Raw genomic sequence first — 17,025 nt, forward strand, 5'->3', positions numbered from 1 at the left:
GGCCGGCGCCGGACCCGGGACAGCCTGGTTCGACGAGGATCAATGCGTCGCGCGTTGATGGCCCGGCCGGTGAACGGCTAGGTAATGAGGGCGAGTTCACCGTCGGAGTCCGTCGGAGCACCCTCGTCTATGGGGTCTGTCTGCGTTCCCCGGGAGGCAGCAGCAGGACTTCCAGGGCGCGGGCGCACGCGCGTGCCTGGTCCAGGCAGCGGTCGGCGTTCTCGTCCGTGATCAGTTCCGGGGTGGCCCGCACGGCGAGCGCGAACCGGGCGTGTCCCGCCCGGTCGAGCACCGGTACCGCGAGGGTGCGGACGCCGTGGGCCGACTCGCCGTCGTTCCACGCGTGCCCGTCGTGTCGCACGCGCCTCAACTCCGCAGCCAGCAGGGGCGGTTCGACGATCGTGCGGTCGGTGAAGGAGCGCAACGGAGGCAGCGTTGCGAGGTCGGCCTCGCCTGGGCGCGCCCAGGCCAGCAGCACCTTGCCCAGCGCGGTGGAGTGCAGGGGTCTGCGCAGGCCGACCTTCGGCGTCACCGAGCCGCCGGCCACGATCACGGCGTGTGGGCCGCTGCGCAGGGCCAGGTCCACGGTCGCGCCGGTCCGCTCGGCCAGGTCGGCGAGTTCCGGTGCGGCGAGGTGCAGCCCTCGCTGGTGGTAGGAAAGCCGCCCGAGTTCGGTGACCGCGGGGCCGAGTCGGTAGCGCGACGTACGAACGTCCTGTTCGAGGAAGCCCGCGCCCAGGAGTGTGCGGGCCAGCCGGTGTGCCGTGGAGACGGGGAGGGTGAGACGCCGCGCCAGCTCGGACGCGCTGAGGTCGGGCCCGTTGTCATGAAAGCAGTGCAGGACGTCGAGAGCGCGCTGCACAGCCTGAGCGCCGGCGGGCGGGCGGGGCGCGGTGGGGGCGGACACGCTGGGGCTCCCTCGGTCGCGTACGGCGTGGGACCGGCTCCGATTTCCCACATTACGGCAGCCCCGGAGGTCCGCCTGAAGTGGCTATGACGGTACCAAAGGCCCTGGTGACACACTCCGTTCACACTCATTCCCACATCATGGGAAGGTCCTTGCCGGTGCCGTGCGGGACGTGCCACTGTGCACTCGTCACCACCACGCCACCAGCACGGATCACCCGATCGCAGAGGGGAGCAGCGCCATGACCGGACAACTCCGGCCCGCCGTCGCCCTCGCCCCGCCTCTGGTCGCGTCCCCGCTCACGCTGCGCCGTCACATCGACCTGGCGCGCGTCTCCAGCGCCACCTGTCGCTGACCTTCTGGCGAACAACACTCCCGCGCTCCACGAGCCGGGCATCCGCGTGGCCTCGTACGCCCAGGTGTGCCCGTGCTCCACCCGCCTCCCTTCTTCCACTCACCTGGGAGCCTCGATGACGCACGCCCCGTTCCGGACGAAGGCCGCCGCCGACGCGGCCCCGGACACCCTCTGGTTCACCCGCTGTCCCGTCCCCACAGCGACCGGTATCGCCGCCGACCGGCAGTGGCTCGCCGCCGAGTTCGCCCCGGACGGCATCACCGTGCGGTCGCTGCAGGATGCCGGCGGGGACGCCGACCCGCAGACGCACTACACCCACGCCCTGCCCGGCCTCTTCCGCGAGGGCGGCAACGTCCCCGCCCTGTGGGCCCGTTCGCGCGGCGAGGAGACCCGGCTCATCGGCCTCACCTGGATCGAGGAGCGCCAGACCGTCCTGGTCGCACCAGGCTCGGGGATCAGGGGCGCCGCCGCCCTGCGGGGCCTGCGCCTCGCGCTGCCGCGCCACCGCATCGCCATCGACTTCTGGCGGGCGATGGCCCTGCGCGGCTTCGAGGGGGCCCTCGCGTCGGCCGGGCTCGGCCTCGACGACGCGGTCCTCGTCGACGTACCCGCCGACGGGCACAGCGGACAGTGGGCCGCGGAACTCGCCGCGCTCCGGCGCGGCGATGTCGACGCCGTCTACGTCAAGGGCGCGCTCTCCGTCGAGGCGGCCCGCCGCGCCGGCACCGAAGTGGCGGTAGAACTCGACGCGTTGCCCGACCGCACACACCGCGTGAACAACGGCACCCCGCGCCCCGTCACCGTCCACCGACGCCTGCTCGACGACCACCCCGACCTCGTCGACCGCTTTCTCGCCGTGCTTCTGCGCGCAGCCGACTGGGCCGCGGACCGGCCGGACGACGTGGCCCGCATCCTCGGCGCCGAGACCGGAGCGGGCGCCGAGGGGGTCGCCGGCGCCTACCGCCCCGGCACCCACCGCACCCTGCACCCCGACCTCTCCGAGGACCGCCTCGCCCTCCTCCACCGGCAGTCCGCCGCCCTGCACGCACACGGCTTCCTGCCCGAACCCGTCGACGTACGGGACTGGGCGGACCCCGAGCCGCTGCGCCGCGCCCGCCTCCTGCAACCCGCCCCCGCCCGCCCCGCTTCCTGAGGAACCCGTCATGCGCATCCCGAAGACCCTGTCCGCGCTCGCCGCCCTCGCCGCACTCGCGGCCGTCACCGGCTGCGGCACGTCCGAGGCCGACTCCGGGCCAGGAGCGGCGGCCGACATCACCGTCCGCATCCCCGACCCCGGGAACTCCGGCGTGCTCGCCCTCGGAAAGAAGGACGGCTCCCTGGCCAGAGCCCTCGCCAAGGTGCACGCCAAGGTCGAATGGACCGGCAGCGCGGGCCCGTTCGCCCCCGCGGCCCAGGCCATGAACGCCGGGCAGCTCGACATCGCCACCGGCTCGATCACCTCCGGCATCACCTCCCTCGCCCAGACCCCCGGCTTCACCTTCTTCACCGCGACGGCTCCCGACCCCGTCGGCGAGGGCATCCTCGTCAAGAAGGACTCCGGGATCGACCGGATCGAGGACCTCGTAGGCAAGAAGGTCGCCGTCAACCAGGGCGGCACCGGCGAGTACCTGCTCCTCAAGGCCCTCGCCGACCATCACATCCCGGCGGACAAGGTCGAGCGCGTCTACCTCCGCCCCGACCAGACCGCAGCCGTCCTCAACACCGGGAAGGTCGACGCCTGGGCCGTCTGGTCGACGTACGCGGTCGCCGAACTCGGCACCGGGAAGGCGAAGTTCGTCGCCGACGGCAAGGAGATCGGCTCCGACAACTACAGCCTCAACGCCGTCCGCACAGGCTTCGCCAAGAAGCATCCCGAGGTCGTCAAGGCGCTCTACACCTTCCTCCACGACGGCAGCGTCAAGGAGAAGAAGAACCCGCGCGCCTACCTGAACGTCACCACCGACGCGGGCCCGCAGGCCGTCACCGGCGAGGCCGCACGCATCCAGACCCGGTTCACCGCGCAGGGCGGCACCGTCGAACCGATCACCCGCGCCGACATCGAGCGCTTCGACCGTGTCGCCCGCTTCTACGCCGAGCAGAAGGTGACCCGGACGAAGGTCGACGTCGCGCCGCACGTCATCGACGTGGAGAAACTGTCATGACACTCACCGACCGACCAGCCGTCGAGGCGCCACCCGGTCTCGTCACCCCGCGCCCGCCGGCGGGCCGCACCCGCTCCCGAGCCCGCTCCGCCACCGTGCGCACCCTCGGCCCCGTCGCGCTCCTCGCCCTGTGGTGGGTGGCGTCGGCGACCGGCCTGCTCACCCCGGATGTCCTCGCCTCGCCGCCGCAAGTCCTCGACGCGATCGGCGAGTTGTGGGGGAACGGGCAACTGCCCGAAGCCCTCGCCACCTCGCTCACCCGCTCCGGCCTGGGCCTCGCCCTCGGGCTCGTCACCGGCCTCGTCCTCGGCGTCACCACCGGCTTCACCCGGCTTGGCGACGAACTCCTCGACTCCTCCCTGCAGACCCTGCGCACCATCCCGTTCCTGTCCCTGGTCCCGCTGTTCATGGTCTGGTTCGGCATCAACGAGACGGCGAAGATCCTCCTCATCGCCGTCGCCACCACTTTCCCCATGTACGTCTCCACCTCCAGCGGCGTCCGCACCACCGACCCCAAACTCGTCGAGGCCATGCGCAGCTTCGGCATGAGCCGCCTCGGCATCGTCCGTGAGGTGGTCATCCCCGGCGCCCTGCCCTCGCTGCTCGCCGGCCTGCGGCTGTCCATGACGCTCAGCGTCATCGCGCTCATCGCCGCCGAGGAGATCAACGCCACCGCCGGCATCGGCTACCTCATGACCCAGGCCCAGAGCTACGCCCGCACCGACATCCTGGCCGTCTGCATCCTCGTCTACGGATTGCTCGGACTGCTCGCCGACGCCGTCGTACGCCTCCTCGAACGCGTCCTCATGCCGTGGCGCCGCGCCGTACCGGGAGGCACCCGATGAGCGCGGCCGTCCGCATCACAGGCCTGCGCCGCGTCTTCGGCGAGCGCGCCGTCCTCGACGGGCTCGACCTCACCATCCGGCGTGGCGAGTTCGTCGCTCTCCTCGGTGCGAGCGGCAGCGGCAAGACGACCCTCCTGCGCATCCTCGGCGCCCTCGACCGGGCCGACGGGGGAGAGGTCCTCGTCCCCGAGGCACGCACCGTCGTCTTCCAGGAACCGCGCCTTGTCCCCTCCAAGAAGGTCCTCTCCAACGTGACCGTCGCCCTGCCCCGCGGACAGGCGGCACGCGGCCTCAAGGCCCTGTCCGAGGTGGGTCTCGAACAGCACGCCGACACCTGGCCCGGCACGCTCTCCGGCGGCGAGGCCCAGCGCGTGGCACTCGCCCGCGCCCTGGTCCGCGAGCCCGAACTTCTGCTCCTGGACGAACCGTTCGCCGCCCTCGACGCCCTGACCCGGCTCAGGATGCAGGACCTGGTCGCCGAGCTGTGCCGCGCGCACCGCCCCGCCGTGCTCCTCGTCACCCACGACGTCGACGAGGCCGTACGCCTCGCCGACCGCGTCTGTGTCCTGCGCGACGGACGCCTCGTCACCGACGAACCCGTCGCCGTCGACCACCCCCGCGACCCCGGCGACCCCGCCTTCGCCGCCCTGCGCCGCCGCCTCCTCGCCGACCTCGGCGTCCACACCCGCACCCCCGCAGAATCCGGAGTGATCTGAATGACCATCACCATCGGTGTCCACAACAGCAACCCGTCGCTCTACTACCTCTCCCGACTCGACTACGCCCAGCAGGAACTCGCCGCCGTCGGCGAGACAGCCGCCTTCCACGCCTACACCAACGGCGTCCGCACCGGCGAACTCCTCACCGAAGGCGTCATCGACTTCGGCGGCACCGGCTCGACTCCGCCCGTCACCGCCCAGGCCGCCGGCCACGACATCGTCTACACGGCCGTCTCCGCGCCCCGCCCCGACCACGGCGCTCTCCTCGTCCTCGAAAGCAGCCCGGTGCGCACCGTCGCCGACCTCAAGGGTGGAACCGTCCACCTCGCCGTCGGTTCCTGGCAGACCCACCTCGTCGCCAAGGCGCTGGACGACGCCGGCCTCTCGTACGCCACCGACATCACCGCCGTGCGAGGAGACGAGCACAGCGAGAAGCTGCTGCGCTCCGGGGAGATCACCGCCTGGGTCGCCCAGGGCGCCCAGCTCGTCGCCGCCCTCCGCGCCGGAGGCGTCCGCGTCCTCGTGCGCACCGGAGACGTCATCTCCGACCGGTCCGTCTTCTTCACCCGCCGTGACCTCGCCGAACAGCGCCCCGACGTGATCGACGCCCTCACCCGCGCCCTCCAGCGCGCCGACGACTGGGCGAAGGCGCACCCCCGCGAAGCCGCCGAGACAGCAGCCGAACACCAGGGCGGCACCGTCGAGGACTGGGAGACCGCTCTGCGTGCACTGCCCTGGCGGATCGAGGCCGTCAGCGACGACGTCCTCACCGAGCAGCAGCAGGGTGCGGACGTCTTCCACCGCACGGGATTCATCGAGCGCCCCGTCACCGTCGCGGACGCCGTGGCCCGGAAGGCGGCCTGATCACCGTGCCCGCCCCCGAAGTCCTCTGGTACATCATCCCGCGCGAGGGCGCCTACCCCTGGGAACCGGCCGGCCGCAGACAGGTCGACCTCGGCTACCTGAGCCACCTCGCCGGCACCGTCGAACGGCTCGGCTTCACCGGCGCGCTCCTCGCCACCGACCTCTACGACGTGTGGCCTCTCGCCAGCGCTCTCGCGGCCTCCACGAGCACCGCGTTCAAGCCGCTCCTCGCCGTCCACCCCGGCCTCATCTCGCCCACGCTCCTCGCCAAGATGGCCCTCACCTTCGACACCCTCTTCGGCCCCCGCCTGCGCTTCAACGTCGTCAACGGCTCCACCAAGTCCCTCCAGGAGTACGGCCTCCACGTGGAGCACGACGAGCGCTACGCACTCAGTGCCGAATACTGGTCGATCGTGAAGCGCCTCACCGCCGGCGAGATCTTCGACCACAAGGGACGCTTCTACGACCTGAAGGACGCGGGCGCCTCCCTGCGGGACCTGAAGCCGGTCCAGGACCCGCACGTCCCGCTCTGGTTCGGCGGCTCGTCCGCGCCCGGCATCGAGATGGCCGCCGAACACGTGGACGTGTACCTGACGTGGGGTGAACCCCCGCACCTGCTCAAGGAGAAACTGGATCACGTCCGCGAGCGCGCCGCCGCCCACGGCCGCACCCTGCGCATCGGCCTGCGCCTCCACCTCATCGTCCGCGACACCGAGGACGAGGCCTGGGCGGCGGCCGACCGACTCCTCGACGTCACTTCCGAGGCCACTTACCGGCGCCAACTGGGCGACCGCGCCGGCGAGGACGGAGTGGGCTGGCAGCGCCAGTTCCGCCAGCACGGCGGCCGCGTCCCCGCCCACGCCCGGGAACTGGAGACCCACCCGAACCTCTGGCCCGGCATGAGCCTCTTCCGCCCCGGCCCCGGCACGGCGGTCGTCGGCTCGACGTCCCAGGTGGTCGCCCGCCTTGAGGAGTACCGGGAACTGGGAGTCGACACGTTCATCCTCTCCGGCAACCCCCTTCTGGAGGAGGCGTACCGAGTGGCGGAGACGGTCCTTCCCGCTCTAGGGGTGACGAAGAGGTAGGACGTCGGCAGGACGAAGGCCGCGCCGCCCCGCTCGCGCAGCCCAGAGGCTCCGGCCTCGGTGACGGGCCGGGGCACGCGGGCCGCTGTGTCGGCCACAGACGGGCCTGTGAAGTCCGGGTCAAAGTGATGGCACTGTCAGGCCGTCGAGTGTGAGGTCGAGGAGCCGGTCGGCCTGTTCGCGCTGGTCGGGCTTTCCCGAGGCGAGGGCGATCCCGGTGAGGGCGGCGAACATGTCGGGGGCGCCGATGTCGGAACGGATGGCCTCGGCCTCGACCCCTGCGTCGAGGAGGGAAGCGAGGGCTTCCAGCATGCGCTCGTGGCTCTCGGCGTACGGGTTCACGCCGGACTCGACGAGGGAGCGCAGGACGTCCGCCATGCCGAGCTTCGCGGTGGCGTAGTCGATGAAGCAGCCCATCCAGGCGCGCAGCGCATCACGCGCCGGCCGTTCTGCCAGGAGCCGGGGTGCGGCCTCGCACAGCTTGGTGAGCTCGTTGCGGTAGGCGGCCTCGATGAGGACCTCGCGGGTCGGGAAATTGCGGTACAGCGTTCCGGTGCCGACGCCGGCCTCCTTCGCGATGCGCTCCAGGTGTGCGTTGAGGCCGTCCTCGGCGAACACACGCACCGCCGCGGTGAGGATCTTCTCGCGATTGCGCTGCGCGTCGGCGCGCAACGGGCGCGTCCCGTCCTTGCTCATCAGGTCGCCTTTCACTGTTCCGCGGTCGCCTGCCGCTCGCGTTCAGCGGGGCCGTGGCGTGATCGCCCACGGCTGCCGCTTGCCAAGTGGAGGCGCCTCCACTTAACGTGGAGGGAAAGCGGCGGCGCCTCCACTTAACTGTAGTGCACGCGCGCCGCCAGCGGCCTGGACCTGCCCGCAACCCGTCCGCCCCGGCCCGCCCGCGTGGCGCCGCGGCCCTTCGGAAACAAGGATCCGTCATGTCTCGAACACCACTGGATTCCAGCCCCGCCACCCCCAAGAGGGCCGCCGCCCGGGAACCGAACGCGATCCGTCAGGCGACGACCGGCATCGTCGTCGTCCTGGTCGCGCAGCTCACGCTCGCGATGGACACGACCATCGTCAACGTGGCCCTGCCACGCATCCGGACCGGCCTGGGCTTCACCCCGGCCGGCCTGTCATGGGTGCTCAACGCCTACACCCTCGCCTTCGGCGGACTGCTCCTGCTGGGCGGCCGCCTGGGCGACACCTACGGCCGCCGGCGCGTCTTCAGCGCCGGAATCGCCCTGTTCACGGCCGCATCCCTGCTCGGAGGACTGGCCACCTCCGCCGAAATCCTCGTCGCCGCCCGAGCCCTGCAAGGCGCCGGCGCCGCCCTCGCCGCCCCCGGGGTGCTCGCGCTGCTCACCACCAGCGCCCGCGACGAAGCCGCCCGCCACCGCGCTCTGGCCCTGTTCTCCGCGGTGAGCATCGGCGGCGGAACACTCGGCCTCATCCTCGGCGGCGTCATCACGCAGTACACGTCCTGGCGCTGGACGCTGCTGGTCAACGTCCCCATCGGAGTGGTCGTGGCCCTGCTCGCCCGCCGATTCGTCACCGAGACGCCACGCCGGCCCGCGCGCTTCGACCTCGCGGGAGCCCTCACCGCCACCGCAACGGCTGTCGCGTTCGTCTGGACCCTCACCACCGCACCCGACCGCGGGTGGACGAACCTCGTCACCCTCGGCGGACTGACAGCCGGAGTCCTGTTCGCCGTCATGCTCACCATGGCCGAACGCCGCGCCACAGACCCGCTCATGCGCCCCGACCTCCTGCGCAACCGCCCACGCATCGCCGGACTCGCCGTCACAGCACTTGTGTTCGGCTCGCAGATCGCAGTGTTCTTCCTCGTCGTCCAATACGTCGAGCAGGTCCTCGACTTCGCCCCGCTCGCCGCCGGAGCCGCCTTCCTCCCCATGACCCTCGGCATCTTCGCCATGTCCCGGATCACCCCGCGCCTGGTCGCCCGCTTCGGACAGAAGCCGCTCATCGTCACCGGCACCCTGGGCCTGACCGCCAGTTACCTCTGGCTCAGCACCCTCGGCGACACCGGCACCTACCCGTCCGCCGTGCTCGGCCCGCTGCTCCTCAACGGCATCGCCGCCGGTCTCACCTTCATGCCCGCCGCCTCACTCGTCGTCGCAGGCGTCGACCCCGAACACGCCGGATCGGCGTCCGGACTGCTCCAGACCACCCAACAGCTCGGCGGAGCAGCGGGACTGGCCGTGATCGTGTCGGTGTACGCGACCGGCGCCGTTCCCGGCGAGTTCACCCCCGGGGCAGGCACCGCATTCCTGGCGACCGCAGGGCTCGCCCTCGCCGCGTGCCTGTGTGCTGCCTTCGTCCCCCGCGCCGGCGGCCGGTGAACTCCGCCCCTGCCAGGCAGGGAACAGGCTAGTGTCGAGCGAGAAAAGGAGAGTTGAGATGAGTCAGGCACACCACCATGCCGACGGTGACGTCACCCTCCACAAAGGAGGTGCCGAGCTGATCGACCGGTTGGAGCCTTTGTGGCTCGCGCTGCACGCTCACCACCAGTCCGTCCAGCCGGGATTCGCGTACTTCCCTGACGAACGCTCGTGGGAGCTGCGCCGTTCCTGCTACCGGCGTTGGATCCTGGAGGAGGGCTCCTTCGTCCTCCTTGCCGAACGCCACGGCCGAGCGGTCGGCTACGCCTTCGTGGAGATCCAGACCGGACCCGACGACACCTGGGTGACCGGCACGCGTATCGCCGAACTCCAGACACTCTCTGTCGCACCGGCCGAACGCGGCCACGGCATCGGCACGCTGCTGCTCGACGAGGTGGACGCGGAGCTGAAGCGGCTCGACATCGGCGACCTGCTGATCGGGACTCTCGCGGCCAACACGGGTGCTCAGCGCCTCTACGAGCGTCGGGGGCTGCAGCCCGTCCTCACGCACTACGCCCGCTTCTCCGCCGGCAGAGAGCAGCCCCGCTGACGCTTTGACCAGGACAGATCGCGAGGTGAGCGCTGCCGGCTCACAACCGGTCGGTAGTCGGCGAAGCCGGACCGGATCCGCCGACCGGCCGGTACGGGGCAACCCTCTGGAGTCTGCTCCGCGCCGACCGGTGGCGTATCACTGTGCGGGTTGTGCCGGATCTACTCGACGTGTCAGACCGCCGGGGCGCAGCCACCCTGGGCGCAGGCGTCCAGCCAGGCGTCCCAGTCGGCGTCGTAACGCGTTCCGATGGTCTCCGTCAGGTGCCGTCGTGCACCGGCCCAGTCACCGGCGCGATAGGCGCCGAGCACGGTGTCGAGGTCTGCCGGGTGCTTCTCGAGCATGTAGCGCACTGCGAGATACCCCCAGCGGTAGACCCGCGTGGTGTCCGCGTTCTCGTAGGTGGTGCCGAAGAGTTCGCTCAGCCGGTACGTCTTCTTGCCGGCCTCCGCGACAGCCTCCTCGTACCGCAGCCCGCGGTAGGTGTACGAGACGTACTCCGCGAAGCCCTCGATCCACCACACGGTCGGCGTGGACGTGCCGTCCGCGAAGTCGCCGTACATGTCGAAGCGCCCGTCCAGATAGTGCGTGTACTCGTGGTTGAGGTTCCAGATCTGGAAGTCCGGGCGGGTCCACTCCGCCTCGTAGGCGATGAAGCGCGGCAGATTCCCCTGCGCGGAGGGGTCGCCCTCGAGGTACATGCCGCCGTTGTCGGTGTCGATGCCGAAGATCACCCCGCCGTACGTCTGGTAGTCGGCGCTCGAGTCGAAGACGACCACCTCGATGCGGGTGTTGTGATCGTCCTTCACCGGCCCCGGGTCCCGGGCGACCTTGTGGAAGAAGGCGTCCTGACCGTTGAGGCTGTCGCAGGCCGTCGAGAAGTCGCCGGCCGACATGTTCTGCGCGACCACGTCGATGCTGTCGCTGCAGCTCTGCCGGTCGGTGAGAACCGCGTCGCGCAGCCGCTGCGCGAGGTCGCACACGCCGTACTCGGCGCAGTCGGCCTTGTCGTAGGCGTCGGCCATCTCGGCGACCCCGACCCAGAGCGCGGCGGTCGGGCCGGTCATCTCGGAGAGGCCGAGCAGTTCCTTCATCAGCGGCCGCACCGTGTCCACGAGCCCCGGATACTGCACGAACCGGGCGAGCTCGCGGCCCGCGTTGGACACGAGGTACGAGTTGTCGCCGCCCAGCATCGCGACGTGCTCCACGGCGAAGTCGCGCAGTGTGCCGAGGACCCCCGGATCGGCCTCGACGGCCGGGACGAAGTCGGGTACCTGATGGCCGCGCCAGAGCACCGTGTACACATTGTTGACCGCGTTGAGCATCCACCATTTGTCGTCGTACGAGGAGTCGTACCCGGTGAGCATCCGCTCGACGACGGGCAGGTAGCGGGCGTTCTCCTCCGCGCTGTCGATCAGGGTGATCGCCTCGGCGAGGGTCTCGCCGTTGGCGTCGGTGACGTCCCGCGCGTGCTCGGAGGCGAAGAACGCGTCGAGGCCGCCCTGGATGGCGGACTTCAACTCCGGTCCGTACGCGCCCACATCGGGCTTGTTGTACCAGTGCACGTAGTAGCCGGCCCGGAGATACAGGACCGTCTGCGGCATGCCGGTGCTGCCGTCGCCCGGGTAGCCGGCGGAACCGTCTCGCAGCGCGTGCGCGACCGTCACCATCTGCTCCTGTCGGAACGCTCCGGCCGCGTCGGAACCGGTCAGCGAGAACAGGGTGTTGATGCAGTCGGGTGTGGACTCCCGTATACGGGCGACGAGTTCGGCGCCCGTGCTGCCGGTGAAGTCACTCGTCGAGCACTCGGCCGCCCGGCGCGTCTGGCTCAGGGCACGCATCGACGGCCGCGGGTGTGAGGGCTTCACGATGGAGCGCTCGCCGTGCTCGCGGGTCAGGGCCTCCCTCGAGGCGGGCAGCGGCGCCCGCTCCTTCACCGGCAGCCGGTTGCCGCCTGGGCGGTCCGGCGCGGCGGACGGATCGGCGGGAGAGGGGCCGGTGCCCGTGGGACGGTCCGCGCCCGCAGGGTCGAACGCGGCGGTGGACACTGCCGCATTCGGTTCCGCCGAGCCTCGGGCGTCACGGCTGTCCGGGGAGGTGCCGACGGTGAGCGCCAGGGCGAGAGTGAGCACACCGGTGCACACAGCTCGGGCGAGATGGCGGCGTGGGGTGCTTCTTCGATCGTGGCCATGCATCTTGGATCTCCTATGGGGGTGTTGATCCAACAGCCGCACGGGCAGGCCGAGTTGATGGTTGACGTGGGCACGCCAGTGCGATGTGGCAGTACAATTTCACATCGCACTGCACTTGAGAAGGTGCGTAGTCGGCCAGGGTTCGACGACGACGGTCGGTCGTAGGCGCCACAGTCGGATCGTCGCAAGGGGGCGGTGCGGCGCTCACCAGCCGTAAGATCAGTACGATCGCCTTTGGCGCCGCACCCGCAGGAGCGGCACTCCGCCGGCCCATGAGGAGCAGTGTGTGTCCACGACCGCAGACCACGCGCTGAAGCTGCCCGCAGTGCCGGCCCGGCGCAGCATCCGTGACCATGTCGCGCACGCCCTGCGTGCCGCGCTCGTCGCGGGTGAACTACGCCCGGGGCAGGTGTACTCGGCTCCCCAACTGGCCGCCCAGTTCGGCGTGTCCGCGACGCCGGTGCGCGAGGCGATGCTCGACTTGACCCGCGAGGGCATGGTCGAGCCGGTGCCCAACAAGGGCTTCCGCGTCACCGAACTGACCCAGCGCGATCTGGCCGAATATGTCGCCGTGCGCGAACTGATAGAGGTGCCCACGGTCGGCGTGGTGGCACGGACCGGCGACCCCGAACGGCTCGAGCGACTGCGCCCGGTGGCGCACGAGATCGTGGACGCGGCCCGAACCGGAGACCTCGTCGCCTTCCTGGAGGCCGACCGCCGCTTCCACCTCGCCCTGCTCGAACTCGCCGGAAACCGCCGCCTGGTGGAGGTCGTCGGCGCCCTGCGCGGCCACTCCCGGCTCTACGGGCTCGCCGGCCTCGCCGAGGCGGGCCGGCTCATGGAGTCGGCCGAGGAGCATGAGATCCTCCTCGACCTGGTCATCGCCCGCGACGTCCCGGCCGCCGAGGCCCGCATGCGTACCCATTTGCGCCGCCTGGACGCTCAGGCCAAGGACCCTTCGCCAGAAGGTAGTTAGCCCAGGCGATCCGCTGCAGCCTGGCGGGCCCCGACCGCGAATTCGGCAGTCCCGACGGCCCGCGACGACACTGTTCGGGGCGGACGATGGTGCCCCCTCCCGGGAGAGGAGGGGGCACCATCGCGTACTTGCGCTACCGATTGAGCGTCAGGGTCTGCTCGCCCGAGGTTCGGGTTCCACCGGTGCCACCGGCGGCGTTCCAGAAACGTGGCGGAGTTGTCTCGGCCGTGCGTGCGGTGTCGGCGGACAGGCCCAGGACCAGGCCGCTGTATCGGTTGACCAACCGGTATGTTCCGGTGGGTGCACCGTCGGCGGTGGTGTTCCGCAACACGAACCACTGCTGGCCGACCGAGGGGACTCCCTGCTTCGCTGCGGTCACCGAGGGAACGGCGCCCCACGCACGGCCCGCCGTGGACCGCGAGTCCACGCCCAGCAGGTTGCCGGAGGCGTCGTTCGTGATGCGGTACGAGCCGTCACCGTTCGCGGTGAACGTCCACGACGCCCGGTCCCCACCCTCACCGGCGGGCACGGAGGTCGCGGCTGAACCACCGGACACCTGGGCCAACACACGACCCTCCGCGCTGGCGATGCGGTAGCCCGTGCCCTGGTCCACGGGGGCATCGGGCCGGTCGGTGTCGATGCGCAGGTTCACGTACTCGGAGTACGAGTCGTTCGAGCAGCCGTAGGAGCAGTAGGCACGGAAGTCACGGCCCACGATGCGGGTGCTGGTCTTGTTCGCGCTGTCCAGGAACCAGCGATACCAGGAGGCGGTGGTGTAGCCGCCGGTGTCACCGAGCAGCCGCCACTTCTGTGTGGACAGGTCGTCGGTGGCGTAGAGCTGCTGTGGTGCGTTGCCGGACTGGTCGACGCCCTGAGGCTCGCCGATGTACAGCCCCAGATGGGCGTTGTAGGTGATGTCCATGACGAACAGCGGCGAGGTGGGAGGCATGGCTCCGGCCGCCACCTGCTGGTTCGCCGTGCCGGGCGTCGCGGGGTCGTACTCCTGCGCGGCCGGGGTGTAGCCGGTGGGGTGCGCCGCGTCGACCGGGACCATGTTGCTCTCCAGGCCGCCGTTGCCCGGCTGGGACCAGGAGCCGTCGTACCACTTCTGCCAGGAGCCGGGCGCCATCTTCGCGGAGATGGGAGCGCGGGCGACATGCCCGTGGAAGACCCGCCAGCCACCGTTCTTGTCGACGATCCGCGAGCCGTAGAAGACGTAGAAGTAGCCGGACGCCGTGTCGGTGAACAGGCGGGGGTCGCCGTCGCCGTAGTGGTACGTCTGCTGCGGGAACGCGGAGGTGTCACCGCGGACCGTGCTGTACGGCGAGGTGATCACGTGGTCCTTGATGGTCCAGGTGCGGCCCTGGTCCTTCGAGACGGCGTAGTCGATGCCGTCGAAGTGCGAGCTGTCCCCGAACGGCTGGGGGGTGAACTCGTTGTGCACCAGCCCGTACCAGTCGCCGGTGTCCGGGTCGACCCAGACGCCGGCCAGGTCGCAGTAGTTCTTCTGCGCGTAGGAGGAGCCTGCGGGGGCGAAGCTGGCCTCGCGCCCGGTGGGACTGTTGTTGCAGCGCGCGGTCGTGTCGTCGTTGCGGTCGCCGGGATCAGCCGGATCGGCCGACTTGCTGAGCGACTTGTTCAGGGACGCCGTGTCGAGATCGGCACCGGAGTAGAAGTTCCACTTGCGGGGGTCGGTCGCACCGTAGAGGGCGTGCGAGGACTGGAAGTAGAAGGTGCCGTCCTTGTCGATGTAAGTGCCGGCCGGAGTGTCGTCGGGGTGCGTCCAGCGCCCCTTGGTGCCGACCGTCACCGTGTACGTGGTGCTGTCGGCGCTCGCGGTCGGGACGAGCGCGGCAAGTCCGATCACGGCCAGGGAGGCCGCGACGAGTGTCCGAAGTCGTCTTCTGCTGGGGCGTGGCACGCGTTCTCCTTCGGTCGGGTGGACATGGGCGACCGGTCTTACGGGGGCGTGGGTCGACGTCCGAAGGATCCGCCGGTCGGCGGGCGGTGCACATGGACGAACGCAGGTGACTGTTTGGACTTTGCGGATCCAGCACGCTCGCCCGTGTCAGTGACGTGCCCGCTGCTGGCTTGGCGCCCGGCGGCTGTGAACCCCAGGCAGGATGGCTCGCTGCGCCTACGAAAGCGCCGCCTCGCGATCGGCCCATGACGGGATCGTTCGGCAGACTTCACCTCCTGGCCGGCGACGAGGGGGCGGTGGCACGGCTCCGGGTGCTCGGCCGCCCCGGTGTCCGGGACGGCCGAGCATCCTGGAGGGAACGGCTACTTCCGGGTGTAGACGACCCGGTCCACCAGGCGTTCCTGCTGGCCGGGCGGGGTGAAGTAGAGATCGAGTGTGTGCCGGTCTGCGGAGTCGATCCTGATGAGCGTGCGCATGGGGATGGTCTTGCCCTGGTATTCGGGGCCGAGGATTCCCGGGTCGGTGAACTCGCCGGGAATGGAGATCTCAGTGGCGGTGCCGCTGTCCGGCTCACCCCGGTAGGTCATGGCCGTCGGGGTGACGCTGTCGAAGGTGGTCCACTCGTAACGCCGGTCGATATTGGAGTAGCCCAGGACGCCGAGGCGGTAGTACGACCGGCCGGCGAGGGTGCCTTCGGTGCGCTCTTCCAGGAAGCGGCCTCCGGTCTTCTTGATCCAGCGGACCTTCACCCTGATGTCGTGGGAGACGACCGGCTTGCCGTCCTTGCCGAGCACCCAGTTGTACTTCGTCGCCTTCCAGGTACCGACCAGGGGGTCGAGCACGCGGTGGTGCGGACCAGGGGTGAGGTTGTCCTCCGGCGAGGCGGTGACCGTGGTGGCCGGCGTGCGGGGCGGCGCGGCGGATGCGTTGAGTGAGCCGGTCAGACCGATGGCCGAAGCGAGTACACCGGCGACGAGCCAGCCTCGTCGCCTACTCCGTTGATGATCCGTGGACATGGGAAACCCTCCGTTGTGGACATCAAACCGTGACGTACCAACGGGCCATGATCCGCGACAAGAGGCTGCGGGCGAACCGATTAACCGGATCGTAAGCACTCGACTTCGCCTTGGCTGCTGAGCTGCAGGCCGGCGTTCATCGGCGGAGGCGGAGTTCGATCGACTGCCGACGACCCGAATCCGGCACAGTCACATGATCCGCCGGACAGGCCGCTGGAAAGCGATCTCAGCTGATGCCCGGACGGGGGAAACCGCGACCGTGTGGCGGGCGTCCACAGGGTGGGGGTGGTGTCCGTGCCGGGAGTGGAGACAGTGGGAGAGGCCGGCGGCGGGGCTGCGTCGGCGGCGAGGCGGATGGGTGCACTGGCCGTGCCTGCCGCCGCGGCCGCGATGCTGTACGGCTGGGCGGCCTGGTCGTTCGGGAGCCTGTCGGGCCTGTCGGCACCGCCCGGTGCGATCGCGGTGGCCGGCGGGGCGGCCCTGCTGGGCGGTGCTCTGGTCGTCTATCTCCGTCTCGTGGGCGGCGCCACGGGGTGCTTCGGGGCGCTCGCGCTGGCCGCCGCGCTGCTGCTGTGCGTAGCCGTCGCGGATCGATCGGCCTCCCGGGACGAGGCCGTCACCTGCGTCATCGGCAAGGTCACCGAAGAACAGCAGAAGGGATTCGGCGACGGTGACGTGGAGATCACCGTCTACCATCACACGCTGCGGTGTCCGGGCGGCTACCCGGATGCGCTGACGAAGCGTGAGCGGCTCGGCGCCAAGGGCGGGACGATCCGGGTGACCTTCGATTCCGCGCGGCGCGTGGCCCCTGAGGTGAACGGCGATTCCTCGCCGTGGCCGTTCGCCGTGCTCGCCGTTCTCTTCCTGACCGCCGCGACGGCAGGCGCCCGCCGGGCCGCGTGAGGGGCCCGCACCTGGGCTCGCCGGCGCGGCGGCGCATGCCTGAGGCAGGTGCTTTCCTGGGCACTTGCGCGCCGCGGGGAGCCTGCCGGACAGAGGAAGGGCAGGACGAGGTCAGCTCGCCGAGCATCCGC

At 70.6% G+C, this 17,025-nt stretch carries 16 protein-coding genes; 11 read left to right on the forward strand and 5 right to left on the reverse strand.

Features of this window, described 5'->3' with window-relative positions; genetic code table 11:
- Positions 1–127: 127 nt before the first annotated feature.
- On the reverse strand, positions 128–907 hold the full coding sequence (locus tag ACZ4E1_RS06200) for an IclR family transcriptional regulator (protein WP_467536319.1): 780 nt from the start codon (positions 905–907) through the stop codon (positions 128–130).
- Positions 908–1,148: 241 nt separating this feature from the next.
- Between ACZ4E1_RS06200 and ACZ4E1_RS06205 the strand changes: the two genes are divergently transcribed.
- The 7 genes from ACZ4E1_RS06205 (at position 1,149) to ACZ4E1_RS06235 (ending at position 6,937) form a co-directional block, all read left to right on the forward strand.
- Positions 1,149–1,262, forward strand: a complete 114-nt coding sequence (locus ACZ4E1_RS06205) for a putative leader peptide (protein WP_467536322.1) — start codon at positions 1,149–1,151, stop codon at positions 1,260–1,262.
- 115 nt (positions 1,263–1,377) lie between these two features.
- On the forward strand, positions 1,378–2,415 hold the full coding sequence (locus ACZ4E1_RS06210) for an ABC transporter substrate-binding protein (RefSeq protein WP_467536324.1): 1,038 nt from the start codon (positions 1,378–1,380) through the stop codon (positions 2,413–2,415).
- Positions 2,416–2,425: 10 nt separating this feature from the next.
- Positions 2,426–3,424, forward strand: coding sequence for an NrtA/SsuA/CpmA family ABC transporter substrate-binding protein (locus ACZ4E1_RS06215; RefSeq protein WP_467536326.1), 999 nt, complete (start codon positions 2,426–2,428; stop codon positions 3,422–3,424).
- The gene (locus ACZ4E1_RS06220; RefSeq protein ID WP_467536328.1) at positions 3,421–4,269 is read left to right on the forward strand and encodes an ABC transporter permease; all 849 of its coding nucleotides are present in this window, start codon (positions 3,421–3,423) and stop codon (positions 4,267–4,269) included. The genes ACZ4E1_RS06215 and ACZ4E1_RS06220 overlap by 4 nt, the downstream gene beginning before the upstream one ends.
- Positions 4,266–4,985, forward strand: coding sequence for an ABC transporter ATP-binding protein (locus ACZ4E1_RS06225; protein WP_467536330.1), 720 nt, complete (start codon positions 4,266–4,268; stop codon positions 4,983–4,985). The genes ACZ4E1_RS06220 and ACZ4E1_RS06225 overlap by 4 nt, the downstream gene beginning before the upstream one ends.
- Positions 4,986–5,852 carry an ABC transporter substrate-binding protein gene (locus ACZ4E1_RS06230; RefSeq protein WP_467536332.1) on the forward strand — a complete coding sequence of 289 codons (867 nt, stop codon included), beginning with the start codon at positions 4,986–4,988 and terminating at the stop codon, positions 5,850–5,852. It abuts the gene before it with no gap.
- Entirely contained in the window at positions 5,852–6,937 is a 1,086-nt protein-coding gene (locus tag ACZ4E1_RS06235) for an LLM class flavin-dependent oxidoreductase (RefSeq protein WP_467536663.1), read from the forward strand. Before ACZ4E1_RS06230 ends, ACZ4E1_RS06235 begins: the two co-directional genes overlap by 1 nt.
- Positions 6,938–7,057: 120 nt before the next feature.
- On the opposite strand, the gene ACZ4E1_RS06240 is transcribed toward ACZ4E1_RS06235, so the two are convergent.
- Complete coding sequence (locus ACZ4E1_RS06240) at positions 7,058–7,633, reverse strand: TetR/AcrR family transcriptional regulator (RefSeq protein WP_467536334.1); 576 nt, start codon at positions 7,631–7,633, stop codon at positions 7,058–7,060.
- A gap of 239 nt (positions 7,634–7,872) precedes the next feature.
- On the opposite strand from ACZ4E1_RS06240, the gene ACZ4E1_RS06245 reads away from it, so the two are divergent.
- Both ACZ4E1_RS06245 and ACZ4E1_RS06250 read left to right on the forward strand, forming a co-directional pair.
- On the forward strand, positions 7,873–9,297 hold the full coding sequence (locus tag ACZ4E1_RS06245; protein ID WP_467536337.1) for an MFS transporter: 1,425 nt from the start codon (positions 7,873–7,875) through the stop codon (positions 9,295–9,297).
- A 58-nt stretch (positions 9,298–9,355) separates the two neighbouring features.
- Positions 9,356–9,886, forward strand: a complete 531-nt coding sequence (locus tag ACZ4E1_RS06250) for a GNAT family N-acetyltransferase (RefSeq protein WP_467536339.1) — start codon at positions 9,356–9,358, stop codon at positions 9,884–9,886.
- A 173-nt stretch (positions 9,887–10,059) separates the two neighbouring features.
- On the opposite strand, the gene ACZ4E1_RS06255 is transcribed toward ACZ4E1_RS06250, so the two are convergent.
- Positions 10,060–12,081, reverse strand: coding sequence for a collagenase (locus ACZ4E1_RS06255; RefSeq protein WP_467536340.1), 2,022 nt, complete (start codon positions 12,079–12,081; stop codon positions 10,060–10,062).
- A gap of 283 nt (positions 12,082–12,364) precedes the next feature.
- Here ACZ4E1_RS06255 and ACZ4E1_RS06260 point away from each other — a divergent pair, with 283 nt between their 5' ends.
- Positions 12,365–13,054, forward strand: coding sequence for a GntR family transcriptional regulator (locus ACZ4E1_RS06260; RefSeq protein WP_467536342.1), 690 nt, complete (start codon positions 12,365–12,367; stop codon positions 13,052–13,054).
- Positions 13,055–13,187: 133 nt separating this feature from the next.
- Here the strand turns inward: ACZ4E1_RS06260 and ACZ4E1_RS06265 are convergent, their stop codons facing one another.
- Both ACZ4E1_RS06265 and ACZ4E1_RS06270 read right to left on the reverse strand, forming a co-directional pair.
- Positions 13,188–14,975 carry an RICIN domain-containing protein gene (locus tag ACZ4E1_RS06265; RefSeq protein ID WP_467536344.1) on the reverse strand — a complete coding sequence of 596 codons (1,788 nt, stop codon included), beginning with the start codon at positions 14,973–14,975 and terminating at the stop codon, positions 13,188–13,190.
- Positions 14,976–15,337: 362 nt separating this feature from the next.
- On the reverse strand, positions 15,338–15,991 hold the full coding sequence (locus tag ACZ4E1_RS06270; protein WP_467536347.1) for a DUF1579 family protein: 654 nt from the start codon (positions 15,989–15,991) through the stop codon (positions 15,338–15,340).
- A 369-nt stretch (positions 15,992–16,360) separates the two neighbouring features.
- Between ACZ4E1_RS06270 and ACZ4E1_RS06275 the strand changes: the two genes are divergently transcribed.
- Positions 16,361–16,894, forward strand: a complete 534-nt coding sequence (locus tag ACZ4E1_RS06275; RefSeq protein ID WP_467536349.1) for a hypothetical protein — start codon at positions 16,361–16,363, stop codon at positions 16,892–16,894.
- The last annotated feature ends 131 nt before the right edge of the window (positions 16,895–17,025 follow it).

The organism is Streptomyces sp. NPDC025806, from assembly GCF_055558275.1.